This is a genomic window from Vibrio sp. 2304 (assembly GCF_033339475.1).
GTDB classification, from domain to species: Bacteria; Pseudomonadota; Gammaproteobacteria; order Enterobacterales; family Vibrionaceae; genus Vibrio; species Vibrio alginolyticus.
Genome location: NZ_JAWOUQ010000001.1, coordinates 257865 through 272196, shown reverse-complemented (window position 1 = coordinate 272196; position 14332 = coordinate 257865). Strand labels below are relative to the sequence as shown.

The 14332-nt window shown below is 45.4% G+C and carries 9 protein-coding genes; 7 read left to right on the top strand and 2 right to left on the bottom strand.

Annotated features, from left to right (window positions below; all coding sequences use genetic code 11):
• Positions 1-102 precede the first annotated feature (102 nt).
• Both malQ and R7P64_RS01185 read right to left on the bottom strand, forming a co-directional pair.
• Positions 103-2283, bottom strand: coding sequence for a 4-alpha-glucanotransferase (gene malQ, locus R7P64_RS01190; protein WP_318123065.1), 2181 nt, complete (start codon positions 2281-2283; stop codon positions 103-105).
• A 117-nt stretch (positions 2284-2400) separates the two neighbouring features.
• On the bottom strand, positions 2401-4854 hold the full coding sequence (locus R7P64_RS01185) for a glycogen/starch/alpha-glucan phosphorylase (RefSeq protein WP_005374836.1): 2454 nt from the start codon (positions 4852-4854) through the stop codon (positions 2401-2403).
• 734 nt (positions 4855-5588) lie between these two features.
• Here R7P64_RS01185 and malT point away from each other — a divergent pair.
• From malT to sstT, 7 genes are all read left to right on the top strand, one after another.
• Positions 5589-8297, top strand: coding sequence for an HTH-type transcriptional regulator MalT (gene malT, locus R7P64_RS01180; protein ID WP_005374834.1), 2709 nt, complete (start codon positions 5589-5591; stop codon positions 8295-8297).
• Between the two features lie 578 nt (positions 8298-8875).
• Complete coding sequence (locus R7P64_RS01175) at positions 8876-9793, top strand: DUF368 domain-containing protein (RefSeq protein WP_017820124.1); 918 nt, start codon at positions 8876-8878, stop codon at positions 9791-9793.
• A gap of 243 nt (positions 9794-10036) precedes the next feature.
• On the top strand, positions 10037-10462 hold the full coding sequence (locus R7P64_RS01170) for a hypothetical protein (RefSeq protein WP_017820123.1): 426 nt from the start codon (positions 10037-10039) through the stop codon (positions 10460-10462).
• Positions 10463-10471: 9 nt separating this feature from the next.
• The gene (locus tag R7P64_RS01165; RefSeq protein ID WP_017820122.1) at positions 10472-11086 is read left to right on the top strand and encodes an SCO family protein; all 615 of its coding nucleotides are present in this window, start codon (positions 10472-10474) and stop codon (positions 11084-11086) included.
• Complete coding sequence (locus tag R7P64_RS01160; RefSeq protein ID WP_005384641.1) at positions 11076-11384, top strand: PTS transporter subunit EIIB; 309 nt, start codon at positions 11076-11078, stop codon at positions 11382-11384. The genes R7P64_RS01165 and R7P64_RS01160 overlap by 11 nt, the downstream gene beginning before the upstream one ends.
• 275 nt (positions 11385-11659) lie before the next feature.
• Entirely contained in the window at positions 11660-12736 is a 1077-nt protein-coding gene (gene rsgA, locus R7P64_RS01155; protein ID WP_318123064.1) for a ribosome small subunit-dependent GTPase A, read from the top strand.
• 356 nt (positions 12737-13092) lie between these two features.
• Entirely contained in the window at positions 13093-14310 is a 1218-nt protein-coding gene (gene sstT, locus R7P64_RS01150) for a serine/threonine transporter SstT (protein WP_005374821.1), read from the top strand.
• The last annotated feature ends 22 nt before the right edge of the window (positions 14311-14332 follow it).

Here is a 14332-nt window from a genome sequence, read left to right as displayed (position 1 = left end):
AACGGATTGTGTTTTAGGAATGAGTGACCTAGACGGAACTTTCGTACCTCTGAGCTAACAAAATTGGTAATCAGCTCGTCCATCTACGCCACTCTAGGCATCTTACTTACTCGCCTGTGCACGAACTTCAGTAAGGCGTTTAGAAATACGATTCACATCTTCACGGCTGAAGATTTCATCTAGGTTCATCGACAATTTACGACGCCAGTTTGGATACTCATCCACCGTACCAGGAATATTGACCGGTTGATCCATTTCTAGCCAGTCTTCAAGCTGAACACTAAGCAGTGCAGAGTCACCCGCGGCTACGTGCAGTTGCAGCGCTTCGCTTAGGTATGAATCCATTGGCACGTACTGAGCATCATGACCAATGCCTTCTGGCAAATAGCCATGCCAGCGAACGCTGTCTAGAATGCCTTGCTTGCACTTCAAGCGATCAGCAAATAAGCCTTCCAACTGTTTTTCATCTGGGTAAAGGCCAATCTCACGACCCATTTTCAAATCATCGCAGTGCCAGAAACCACGGAGGGTTGGCATGTCATGCGTACACAGTGCCGCCATCGATTGCTCTGCGTAGTGCTTAGGAGAAATAAAGCCGCCGTCCTCTTTTGAGGTTTCGAAGAAGAAGACTTTGTACGAATGCACACCCGCATCACGAAGGATATCAACGATTTCATCAGGTACAGTACCCAAGTCTTCACCGATTACAGAACACTGATGACGGTGAGATTCCAACGCTAGGATTGCTAGCATGTCTTCCACTGGGTAGTACAGGTATGCGCCTTCTGTCGCTTTCTCGCCTTTTGGAATCCACCAAAGGCGAAGCAGGCCAAGTACGTGGTCGATACGCAATGCACCACAATGCTTCATGTTAGCACGTAGCAATTTGATGTAAGCGTCGTAGCCAGTCGCTTCTAGAACCTGAGGGTTAAGCGGAGGCAGACCCCAGTTTTGGCCTAGTGGACCAAGTACATCTGGTGGCGCACCGATGCTTGCATCCAATACTAGCGCGCCTTCGTCAGCCCATGTTTCGCTGCCTGAATCTGCAACACCCACCGCAAGGTCGCGGTACAAACCCACAGCCATGCCTTTTTCTTCGGCTAGCGCTTGCGCTTCTTTGATTTGATCGTCTGCGATCCATTGCAGGTACATGTACAAGTGAACACGATCTTGGTTGTCCTTAATGTACTTCTGAGTACCAGCTGCGTCGAATGTGCGGTATTTCTCAGGGAATACTGGCCAGCCCCACATGTTTGCATCTTCTGCATGTAAATCAGCATGAAGTGCATCGAATGCAGCTTGGTGTAGCAAGCTGTCTCCGCCTTTTTCAACAAAGTCCAAGAAGGCACGAGCGCGATCGGTGTTTTTGTCTAAATGGCGAGCTTTAAACTCACAGAATAGCAGCGGAAGAACGCTCATTTTTAGTTGCGAAACTTCGGTGTAATTCACCCAATGAGAGTCTCGCGCTTTTTGTAAACGTTGTTGGAACTCTGCGCTACCGACACGTTGTTGTGCTTCTGCACTTAGCGCGAACTCAGGTACAGAGCTTACGTCGATGTACATGATGTTCAACCAACGACGAGAAGACGGGCTGTATGGGCTTGCCCCTTCTGGATTCGCAGGGAACAGCGAGTGAATCGGGTTCAAGCCAATGAAGTCACCGCCACGAGAGGCAATATCACTCACCAGTTGTTTTAGGTCGCCAAAATCACCGATGCCCCAGTTATGCTGAGTACGCAGTGTGTAAAGCTGGATACTAGGACCCCATAGCTTTTTGTGTTGGTTTAGATCGTCTTGTTTGAAACACGCTTTCGGCGTAATGATCAATGACATCTCGTAAGGTGTTTTACGACGCTTACGACTGATGATCAGTTTGTGATAACCCCAAGCCAAGTTCTTTGGCAATGCAAACACTAGAGGGCCACCCTCAGCACGCTCATCACGAACAATTTGGGACTGAAGATAGCCTTCAAGTACCTCTCCTTGTTCTGTTTCTAAACGCCAGCTGAATTCACTCTCACGAGCACTCGTACCTAGGTTTAGTTCCACTTCGACTGGTTCGCCGTCGCGTAAAACAAGAACAGGGGCTAGTACGTCTTTTTTATGTTTCTTTTCAGCAGAAGCCAGTAGTTTTTCATCACTGCTAGTATCGTAGCCAAGCGAAGCGAGCAAGCGGCGTAGCGTCTCCTCAGACACTTTAGCCTCATCTCCCCAAGCACTGACATAGCTATCAGCCAATCTCGCCATTTCCGCGACTTTCTTTAATGCTGTTTGTTCTTTCATCGCTTTCTCCGAAGGTAATACCAACACCTTCCATGTAGGGTTTTATTGTTATCAATAACTTCTTTTGGAAAATGACCAAAGGTAGCGCTTGGCTACCTTGGTCTTAACTAGGTTCTATTAGCGTTTCACCGCTTCAAGTTTCCAGATATTGTTCACGTAGTCGCGGATTGAGCGGTCTGACGTGAACTTGCCAACAAGGGCGGTATTAAGAATGGCCTTCTTCGCCCAGCCAGCTTGATCTTTATATTGTTCGCTCATGTCTTCGTGCGCTTTCACATACGATGCGAAGTCCGCAAGACATAGGTATGGGTCACCGCCATCCAGCAGGCTATCGTACGTTGCACGTAGTAGGCCCGGTTGACCTGGAGTGAATTCTTCACCCAGTAGTAGGTCCATGGACGCTTTGAGTAGGTGATCCGCGTTGTAGTAGTCAAATGGGTTATAACCTTGAGCTTTCAGCGCTTTCACACCTTCAACATCTAGACCGAAGATGTAGATGTTCTCATCGCCCACTTCTTCACGAATTTCAACGTTCGCACCATCCATTGTACCGATAGTTAGCGCACCGTTTAGCGCCATCTTCATGTTACCTGTACCTGATGCTTCTTTACCCGCTAGCGAGATTTGTTGAGAAACGTCAGCCGCAGGGATAATGATTTCAGCCATGCTCACGCGGTAGTCAGGGATGAATACCACTTTCAGCTTGTTACCGATGCGAGGATCGTTGTTCACCTTGTCTGCAATCTTGTTGATTGCGAAGATGATTTCTTTCGCTAGGTGGTAACCCGGTGCTGCTTTTGCTGCGAAGAACACAACGCGTGGCGTACACTCAAAACCTGGTTCATTAAGAATACGGTGGTACAGAGACAGTACGTGTAGCAAGTCTAGATGCTGACGTTTGTACTCGTGCAGACGCTTGATTTGAACATCGAAGATTGCATTAGTATCGAGCTCGATACCCATGTTCTCTTTCACCCAAGTTGCTAGGCGTTCTTTGTTCTCTTTCTTCACTGCCATGAATTCTTTTTGGAATGTCGCGTCAGTAGCGTACTTCGCAATACCTTCAAGTTGCTCTAGTTTCGCTGGCCATTCTGGGCCGACTTTCTCAGTGATAAGCTGAGACAGACCTGGGTTACAGAACTTCAACCAGCGACGTGGCGTAATACCGTTCGTTACGTTGTGTAGACGTGTCGGGTACATTTCGTGGAACTCTGGGAATAGGTCTTTCTTAACCAATTCAGAGTGAAGTGCTGCTACACCGTTTACTGCGTAAGAGCCGATTACACATAGGTTTGCCATGCGAACCATGCGGTGGAAACCTTCTTCGATGATAGAAAGCTTCTGTTGCTTCGCGACATCACCCGGCCACATTGCACGTACGTCTTGTAGGAAGCGGTGGTTGATCTCGTAAATGATCTCCATGTGACGTGGTAGCAGGTGCTGGATTAGCGACTCTGGCCATGTCTCTAGTGCTTCTGGAAGTAGCGTGTGGTTGGTGTACGCAAATGTCTTAGAGCTGATTTCCCAAGCCGCTTCCCAAGCTAAACCTTTTTCATCCATCAGGATGCGCATTAGTTCAGGAATCGCAATCGTTGGGTGTGTATCGTTAAGCTGGATAGTCTCTTGCTTAGGTAGATCCGCTAGCGAGTAGCCCGCAGCTTCGTGGCGACGTAGGATGTCACGTACAGACGCTGCTGAGTGGAAGTACTGCTGCATTAGACGCAGTGTTTTACCTTTCTCGTGGTTGTCGTTCGGGTAAAGCACTTTAGTGATGTTACCTGCGTCGATCAGTGCGTGCTGAGCTTCGAAGTAATCACCATTGTTAAAGCTTGCTAGTGAGAATGGTGCAATCGCCTGACATTCCCAAAGACGTAGCGGGTAAACCGTGTCTGATTCGTAACCCACAATTGGAAGATCCCAAGGCATTGCTCTTACTGTCATGCCTGGTACCCATTTGCGAACTTCTTTACCGTTCTCGTTAATCACTTCAACGTGACCGTAGAAACCGATCTCTTGCGCAAGTTCTGGACGCGCAATTTCCCAAGGGTAACCTTCTACACCGCGCCATGCGTCAGGTGCTTCTTGCTGGCGACCATCTTTGAATGACTGTTTAAATAGACCGTATTCGTAATGTAAACCATAGCCGACAGTTGGGAATTCTTGTGCCGCACATGAATCCATGAAACACGCAGCCAGACGACCAAGGCCACCGTTACCCAATGATGGGTCGCGCTCTTCTTCTAGCAGATCAGTTAGGTTGTAACCTAGCTCAGCCATTGCTTCTGTTACTTGCTCGTACAGACCCATGCTGATTAGGTTGTTACCAGTCAAACGACCGATAAGGAATTCTAGCGAAAGGTAGTTAACGCTCTTCGCACTTTTAATGCGTGGATCTTCTTCTGTCGCAAGCAAATCTAGAGTAGTAAATTCAGCCAGAGCATGCCCCATTGCTAGGTACCATGCGCGGCTGTCTGCGTTTTCAATCGTATGAGCGTAAGTTACAGATAGGTGTTTCTTTACGCTTTCTTGGAACGACTTCTTGTCAAATTGTTTTTGTTGAGTAGGTTTCATTACGAAATTCTCACGTCTTTTGGTAATTCATCTGCCATACATCGTGCATTTACCTCTGTGAATAAACATCCTCCTAATTCTCATCCTTTGAAGGAGGAGGGCTGAGGGCGTAGAGGGGGTACCATTGCTAGGTTAGTGATCCAAATCTCAACAAAGTGAACTTTGCACCAGTTCTTAGTGATTTTGATCACAATGGAATGTGAGAAAGGTTAAAACCCGTTCATGACGCTTTTTATAGTCCACTCATCTGATGATGTGAAAATTGTAATATCGGTCACATTAACTCGGTCAGCGTAGAAGAACTTTTCGTAATCTATGTGCAACGCGATCTTAACGCTAACGAAACAAACGATATTTAAGTGACGACAATCACAAATAAAGGGCGTAGTTGATGGTAAATCCATCAACCCTTGAGAATTAGGAAGTGGATCAAAGTAACGAACATTTCTGATGTCGTAACATCCCTCTCAGCTCACAGGATTGTACGCTTTTTATACAAACTAGAATTAGGCGATGTGAGTTATTTCTAGTTTTCGCTAGCTTTTATATTTAAGTGACCGTATGGAATGGTTTTTCAGACGGACGCAAGCCCCAATAGTAGCGACATTATCCGGTATTCAAACAGTGTTTTTGATGCTGATGGCATCATTCAGTAAGACGGCTTTCAAGGGGGCTTTACTAGAATGATCACGTTGCTGTCATTTGGGTATACATAAATAAGGACATAACTACTAATGTGGATTCCATCTAAGCTTACTCGACCAGGACGCCTGCACAATGCCATCGTGCGCCCACGAGTGTTGGACTTACTACAGCAAGCGCCTTACTACAAATTGGTTTTATTCCGATCCCCAGCAGGTTACGGAAAAACAACAATGGCAGCGCAGTGGCTATCCGATAAGCCAAACGTCGGTTGGTACAGCATTGATGACAGCGATAACGACGGCTTTCGCTTTGTAAACTATCTGCTTCAAGCATTAAACAAAGCCACCAACTTCAGTTGCGCTAACGCACAAAAACTGGCGGAAAAACGTCAGATCTCGTCTTTACGCTCCCTATTTAGCGAAGTATTCGCAGAAATGGCTGACTTTCATCAAGAGTGCTACGTGGTGCTTGATGACTACCATTTAATCACGAATGATGAAATCCATGAATCCATGCGTTTCTTTTTAAAGCACATGCCAGACAACCTCACCGTTGTGGTAACCAGTCGTGCAGCGCCGCCTCTAGGCACTGCAAACTTACGTGTTCGTGATTTAATGATCGAAATTGGCAACGAGATGTTGGCGTTTGATACCGAAGAAACCACTCGCTTCTTTAACCAGCGTATCGCCGATGGTATTGATGAAGACATGGCGAACAGCCTAAGAACCTATGTTGAAGGTTGGCCATCGGCGATGCAGTTGATCGCATTACAAGCCCAACATCAAAACCGCACATTGGCGCAAACTGTAGAGTCGGTATCGCAGTTCAATCACGCGCACTTGTGGGATTACTTGGTCGAAGAAGTGTTTGACTTACTCGATCACGAAACTCGTCACTTTTTAATGCAAGTATCCGTGCTTGACCACTTCAATGATGAGCTAGTGTTTGCCCTTACCCAACGCGAAGACGCACTGGGAATGATTGAATCGCTTAACCGTTACGGCTTATTCATTTACCCGCTCGAAGGGGAACAGAACTGGTTCCGGTTCCATAACTTATTTGGCGAGTTTTTATCTCATGAGCGCCAAGCTCGTATTCCTCAGCAAGAAAAAGATCTCCACCGCAATGCTGCTATCGCTTGGTTACAGCAAAAAGCACCACACCAAGCGATTCATCATGCACAAAAATCGAATGATAAGGACTTAGTGGTAGAGATCCTAAACGAATTCGGCTGGAAGATGTTTAACCAAGGCGAACTCAGCACACTGGAAAGCTCAATTAACAAGTTGGACGATGATCTGTTGTTCAGCCACCCAAAACTTACGATGCTCCGAGCATGGTTGGCTCAAAGTCAGCATCGTTATAACCAAGTGGGCCACCTGCTTGAAGAAGCGGAAGAGGAACACAAAAAGCGTAACATTGCGTTAGATATTCATTATCAAGGGCAAGCAAACGCGTTGCTTGCTCAAGTGGCTATCAACAGTAACCAACCAGAAAAAGCTCTCGAATTAGCGGAGCTAGCGCTTAGCCAACTTGATAACACTATTTACCGTAGCCGAATTGTGGCGACTTCGGTTGTTGGTGAAGTTAACCACGTGCTAGGTAAACTAGACCGTGCTTTGCCGATGATGCAACAAACTGAAAAGCTAGCTCGTCAGTATCAAGTATATCACCAAGCGTTATGGGCAATATTGCAGCAAAGCGAGATTTTAATTGCACAAGGTTACGTGCAAGCTGCCTTTGAACTACAAGATTCCGCATTTCGTCTGATTGAAGATCAGCAGCTTCAGCATGTTCCTCTTCATGAATTTTTGCTGCGTATTCGCGCGCAAGTACTTTGGTGCTGGAACCGACTTGATGAAGCGGAAGAATGCGCGTACAAAGGTCTGCAAATTCTCGAAAACCATTCACCAAGCAAGCACTTACATAGCTATTCGATGTTGGCGCGTATTGCGATTGGACGCGGTGAATTAGACAAAGCCGGTAAATTCATTGAGCACATCCAACACTTGATGAAACAGTCGACTTACCACGTAGATTGGACTGCAAACGCTTCACTATCGTTGATTCTATTTTGGCAAGCGCGCGGGAATACCGATGCAATGCAAGAATGGCTCAACACTGCGGTTCGTCCTGAATCGGCATGCAACCACTTTTCTCAATTGCAATGGCGTAACATTGCCCGCGCCCACATTAACTTAGGCCAATATACCGACGCTCGTGCTGCGTTAGATTTCCTCCAAGGTGAAGCTCGTCGCACTAACCTAATCACAGATACTAATCGCAACTTAGTGGTTGAAGCGGTCCTTTCTGCTCGCCAAAAAGATGAGGAGCAAGCCAAGGCTCTGTTAAAAGAAGCATTAGTAATGACGAACCAAACTGGCATGGTCGGAAACTTCCTGATTGATGGTGCAACCATTGGCGGTCTGCTGGAGAAGTTGAGCCTCCGCCATGAACTGGGCGATCTTGAGCGTCACCGTGCTCAACAGTTAATGAAGGACATTTCATCGAATCAACGTAGCCGGTCAATTCACTTTGATGAAGACTTTATTGAAAAGTTGGTGAATCACCCTAATGTGCCAGAGCTAGTACGTACCAGCCCATTAACACAACGCGAATGGCAGGTTCTGGGACTGATTTATTCAGGCTTTAGTAACGAGCAAATCGCACAAGAGCTGGATGTGGCAGGTACGACAATTAAAACCCACATTCGCAACCTGTACCAAAAGCTTAATATTGCTAATCGTAAAGAAGCCATTGTGACAGCTGAAAATTTGCTACAGTTAATGGGATACTGAACTGCTCGATAAACGGGTTAAAACGTAAAGTAAAACACAAGGGTTGACGTAACACGTCAGCCCTTTTTTATGACTGACAGAAAGAGAAGTGCAATTTGCAAAGCACGTAAGTAACGTTGTTCATATAAAAAAATAGCCAACCGCAATAATCGCGATTGGCTTATATTTAGTGTGAACAAATTGTATTCACTAACAACGTCAGTTGGCTAGGTGACCCTCGGCTTAAGAAGGGTCGAGCAGTATTATGCATTAATCATGCCAAAATGCAAAGACTTATTTTTGGGCACAAGATCTCATATAAGCTGGATTTATTCACGCGCAAATTATCAAAATGCAATTTTATAATGCAAATTGCAATTGCATAATGCAACCAAGATTGATAATTGATAGTAGAGTTAATCATCTCAAAAATGTAAACCAAGCATTAAAAGCTCGTTACAGCGGCATTGTCTCTTGGCGGGTAATAAAGATAGGCAATAGATTGGATATAAAACCAAGTAGTTACAGCACTATTTCATACTTTTTTCATCGCAATGTTTGTATACTCTCTGCCATCGAAACGACTTAGCATTAGAGCAATGAACTACTTAATTACTTTCTTCAAGGGAATCGCCATGGGTGCAGCAGATGTTGTACCTGGTGTATCTGGCGGCACCATCGCGTTTATCACTGGTATTTACGATACGCTGCTTGAAAGCATTCGACGCATTAACCCCTCACTTTTCTCTATCTGGCGAAAAGAAGGGTTTAAAGCCGCGTTTAATCACATCAACGGATTCTTCCTAATCGCTCTGTTTGCCGGCATTTTCACCAGTATTGCAACGCTAGCAAAGTTGATTACTTGGCTTCTTGACACACACCCGATCCCACTTTGGTCATTTTTCTTTGGTCTAATTTTGGTCTCTGTGTATCACATTATTCGTCAGGTTGAGCAACGCGATCTTGTCCGCTTTGTCATTCTGCTCGTTGGTGTCGGGTTTGCTTATAGTATTACTGTGCTCAAACCTTTACACATGGAACCAACGGCCATTAACACCTTATTCGCTGGAGCTATCGCGATTTGTGCGATGATCTTGCCGGGTATCTCTGGCAGTTTTATTTTGCTGCTGATTGGCATGTATGCTCCTGTATTAGCCGCAGTGAAAGGTTTTCAAGTCGATACATTAGCGCTATTTTTGTCTGGCTGCGTGATCGGTTTACTGTCCTTCTCTCACTTATTGTCGTGGTTACTACGCAAGTTCCGTGATTTCACCCTGATGTTTTTGACTGGATTAATGATTGGTACGTTGCCAAAGATTTGGCCATGGAAAGAAACCATCACTTGGCGCACCAATTCGAAGGGCGAACAAGTGCCATTGCTACAGCACAACCTATCACCATTTGAATTTGAACACGTGACATCACAACCTTCTCAGTTAGTACTTGCTGTCGTAATGATGCTTGCAGCCATTGCTCTGGTTTTGGGTCTAGAGAAATTCGCAGATTCAGATAAATAACTTTGGTATCAAACACATACTGAACCAAATAAAAACGGAGCCAATTGGCTCCGTTTTTATCTATTGGCTAAGGGCAAAACATCTCAATTGAAAACTCTGCTGTATTTGATGCAATAAAGTCCGTCGCGTTACTAGGAAGCTGGTCACCGAGGTATAACGCACAATTTACCGAGGTCACGAGTTGGCGAGCGGCGCATCTGTGCTACGATGCTCGTAATGTTAAGTGATAAATGCTGAACCTTCATGAAAGTGTTACAAATCGCCGCTGTTTCAGCCGCATTAGTTGCGGGATTTTATGCCCCGACTCTAATAAAAAGCTTTTCTTCTTCCACTCAAAGCAAGTCAATAGATGAATACTGCTTTCTCTCTACAACCTCTTGCGTCCAAGAAAATGTTACGATGACACTAAACTCAGAAACTGCTCAACCCTTGGTTCCTACCACTCTAAATGTTGAGTGGCATACAAGCGATGCTAAGCAACTCATCCTAAGTCTTTCAGGAAGAGAAATGGAGATGGGTGAGCCTAAGTTTTTGCTGAAGCAAATCGCTCCTGGCCAATATCAAGGTGACATCATTCTCCCGGTTTGCACGGAGGATGCGATGACTTGGGTTGGTGAACTCAGTGATGGAGAGAATACCGTTTACCCTGCTATAAAAATGCAAAGATAAGGAATCGTTATGAGCCGCAATTGGTCCCTATTTCTCGTAGCTGCTTTCGCACTCGGGTTTGGCGTAAAGAGCTATTTAGATAATCAGAACACGAAGCCAGAGCTAGTGGACAGTTCCACCTCTCAACAAACGGTATTGTTTGGGGAAAATAACCAAGCCGTCAATATCTTCGATGTGAATGACCCTCGCATCCGAGTTGTCTATTTTGGCTTTACTCGCTGCCCAGACGTTTGCCCAACTTCTCTTGCAATGCTGGCAGGGGCACTGAATCAAATTGACGACGCGCAAAAAGCACAACTACGCCCGATGTTCATTTCTTTAGACCCAGAGCGTGATGAGGCCGATGCATCAGCAAAATATGCCCATTACTTCCATCCAATGATTGAAGGCCTATCGGCACCACTTGATGTAACGACACCTTTGGCACACAACTATGGTGTCATTTTCCGTAAGACAGAATTGGAAGGCTCGGAACTAAAGTACACGCTGGATCATAGCTCTTACTTTTACTTCTTGAAGCCGGATGGCACGTTAATCACTAAAGTACCGCATACACTCTCACCGGCACCGATTGTTGAAGCCATTTCAAAACTAACGACCGAAGGCTCTTCAAATGACGGTTAAGTCAGTGCTGAAGCAATTTTTCAATTTCCTAACTCATACCAACCCCAATGTCGAACAAGACGTCGATACGATCATTGACGCCATTGGGGGCATAGAGAACCTGCTAGAAACTGGTGCATGTGCGACTCGGCTGCGCCTTACCCTCAGAGCGACGTCCGTCATCGATAAGAACGCACTCAAAAATCATGGCGCGCATGGCGTCGTGATATTGGATGATCGTCATGTCCAAATCATATACGGCTTAAAAGCCAACACGTATTCGCAGATTATGGAAGAGCGCATCACAAAACAAAGTTAATATTTTTGCAGTATAGCTACCCTCTTTAAAAAACGGCGGCTATACTCTTTTGGCTTAATTAACTCACTTATTTATTAACCAACGAAGAGGACACAAGATGATTGTATTGAATAACACTAACTGGGCATCGCAAGGGTAACCCTAACAGCACCAACTCTGTGGCATAGCCACAACTCCCCTTCTCTGCCCGGTCTTCACCGGGGTCAACTCTATCCGAATTAGACCCTAATGCGATTTGTATTAAGGCGCTTTGTTGCGTCTGGGATAATTCAATAATGAATCAAACACATACTTTTTGTGACACATTAGTTTCAACTTCAAACCCTCTAAAACAATTGGGTTGGAAACCATTTTTTCAGCAACAACTGACATTAGACGATTACGACAACACTATCTTTGCTCGTGTAATTGCGCATCACCGAAGTGGTTATTTATTGGCAACAGAAACTGGGCAAGTTCATCTTAATACCCACCATTCTTTACCCAATATGACCGTCGGAGACTGGGTAATCTTAAATGAAGATCAGCAATTTGCTCGCTTACTGGATCGCTTGAGCCTCTTTAGCCGCAAAGCCGCTGGCAGCAAAGTGGCAGAGCAACTCATCGCAGCCAATGTGGATACAGTGTTTATCGTCTGTTCCCTTAACGACGACTTCAATTTAAGTCGTATTGAACGTTATCTTGCCTTGGCTCATGAAGCCGAAGTCGAACCCGTCATCGTGCTTTCCAAAGCCGATTTGTGTGACAATACTGATGAACTAAAAAGCCAAGTACAGAAGCTCGACCCTCTATTAGCTATAGAGACAGTCAACGGCTTAGAAATAGAGAGTGCTTCTAAACTCATGACCTGGTGCAAAGAAGGACAAACCCTCGCTTTTATCGGTTCTTCAGGCGTTGGCAAATCAACTCTTGTTAATGCATTACTCGGGCAACAAGAACAGGCAACTGGGCATATTCGTGAAGACGATAGCAAAGGGCGACATACAACTACATCGCGCTCTATCCATCTATTACCTGATGGCGGCATCTTGATTGATACTCCGGGAATGCGCGAGCTTCAACTAGTAGATTGTGAATCGGGGGTCAGTGAGGCATTTTCTGACATTGAGGCTCTCGCTCAGCGTTGTCGCTTTGGTGATTGCCAGCATCAAACTGAGCCGGGTTGCGCAATTCAAACTGCGATTGAAAATGGCAAACTGGAAGTTCGTCGTTTCAATAACTATCAAAAACTATTGCGAGAACAAGCCTTTAACGGTGCGACTTTGGCAGAGCAACGAGCTCAAAGTCGACAATTCGGGAAACTCACTCGAAATGCCATGAGTGATAAGCGCAGGCGCCAACAAAGTTATTAATTTGTTGCGTTTGAGTTGTCAATAAAATCAAAGGAGACGAAAGTCTCCTTTTTAACAACTTTATTAAAAACCATTACTCATAACTAATGATAATTTTCAACATAAAAATCTTATTTAAATAACATTGAGCAAACATTTAATCCAAAAACAAACTAAAACTAGACACAAAATATTACCAAGCTAAGATATGTGATATTCAGCAAGAAAATGGCTGAATTTATAAAAACAGGATAATTGATAATCATGTGTCTTAGTGACCAGAAGCAATGCTCACCCCTTGTAATATAAGGGCATTATCGCCGTGTAATGATGGACTATTGCCCTGCCACTCTGGCATAAAATTGCAGGAATGATGTATGCAACACAACAGCCTCGTTGCCCGATATGCTCGTGGTAACCTCGTCGTCCAGATCCTTGTCGGTATCGTCTTTGGTATTTTGCTCGCGACAATTTCTCCAAGCCATGCCGAAAGCGCGGGATTAATTGGTAGCCTTTTTGTCGGTGCGCTTAAAGCGATCGCGCCAATTCTTGTGTTTATTTTGGTTGCCGCTTCAATTGCAAACCAAAAGAAAAACCAACACACTTACATGCGCCCAATCGTTGTACTGTACCTGATGGGTACATTCTTCGCGGCGCTATCAGCAGTGGTTCTAAGCTTCCTTTTCCCGACCAATTTAACGCTTGTCACCGGCGCTGAAGGTGCAACGCCTCCTCAAGGTATTGCTGAAATTCTACGCACATTGTTGTTTAAACTGGTCGACAACCCAGTAAATGCACTAGTAGAAGCAAACTACATCGGCATTCTTGCTTGGGGTGTGGGTCTGGGTCTTGCACTACACCACGCATCGGCAACAACGAAGGCCGTATTTGAAGATCTAAGCCACAGCGTGTCTCACATTGTGCGCTTTATCATTCGTCTTGCACCATTTGGTATCTTTGGCTTGGTTGCTTCAACGTTTGCGACAACAGGCTTTAGCGCGCTAGCAAGCTACGCACACCTTCTGGCGGTTCTTCTTGGCGCAATGATGATCATCGCACTCGTTGTAAACCCGGCGATCGTGTTCGTTAAAACCAAACAAAACCCTTACCCACTTGTATTCCGTTGTCTACGTGAAAGTGGTGTAACAGCGTTCTTCACTCGTTCAAGTGCAGCGAATATTCCAGTAAACATGGCACTATGTGAGAAGCTAAAACTGGACGAGGATACATACTCAGTATCTATTCCTCTAGGTGCGACCATCAACATGGCTGGTGCTGCAATCACTATCACAACACTAACGCTTGCAGCTGTGCACACTATGGGTATCGAAGTTGATCTACTGACTGCGCTACTGCTCAGTATTGTGGCTGCGGTTTCTGCATGTGGCGCATCAGGTGTTGCAGGTGGCTCTCTACTACTTATCCCACTTGCGTGTGGCCTGTTTGGTATCTCAAACGACGTAGCCATGCAGGTTGTAGCGGTTGGCTTTATTATCGGTGTGATTCAAGACTCTGCAGAAACTGCGCTAAACAGCTCAACAGACGTTGTCTTTACGGCAGCAGTTTGTAAATCAGAGCAGCAAAAAGCTCAGTAAGACTGACAGAACAAATAGAAAG

What these genes read in the sequence shown, in the direction of transcription:
- R7P64_RS01160 (WP_005384641.1), top strand. Translation starts at nt 11,076, where the DNA reads ATGACGGTTAAGTCAGTGCTGAAGCAATTTTTCAATTTCCTAACTCAT.
- R7P64_RS01175 (WP_017820124.1), top strand. Translation starts at nt 8,876, where the DNA reads ATGAACTACTTAATTACTTTCTTCAAGGGAATCGCCATGGGTGCAGCA.
- sstT (WP_005374821.1), top strand. Translation starts at nt 13,093, where the DNA reads ATGCAACACAACAGCCTCGTTGCCCGATATGCTCGTGGTAACCTCGTC.
- R7P64_RS01170 (WP_017820123.1), top strand. Translation starts at nt 10,037, where the DNA reads ATGAAAGTGTTACAAATCGCCGCTGTTTCAGCCGCATTAGTTGCGGGA.
- R7P64_RS01185 (WP_005374836.1), bottom strand. Translation starts at nt 4,854, where the DNA reads ATGAAACCTACTCAACAAAAACAATTTGACAAGAAGTCGTTCCAAGAA.
- R7P64_RS01165 (WP_017820122.1), top strand. Translation starts at nt 10,472, where the DNA reads ATGAGCCGCAATTGGTCCCTATTTCTCGTAGCTGCTTTCGCACTCGGG.
- malT (WP_005374834.1), top strand. Translation starts at nt 5,589, where the DNA reads ATGTGGATTCCATCTAAGCTTACTCGACCAGGACGCCTGCACAATGCC.
- rsgA (WP_318123064.1), top strand. Translation starts at nt 11,660, where the DNA reads ATGAATCAAACACATACTTTTTGTGACACATTAGTTTCAACTTCAAAC.
- malQ (WP_318123065.1), bottom strand. Translation starts at nt 2,283, where the DNA reads ATGAAAGAACAAACAGCATTAAAGAAAGTCGCGGAAATGGCGAGATTG.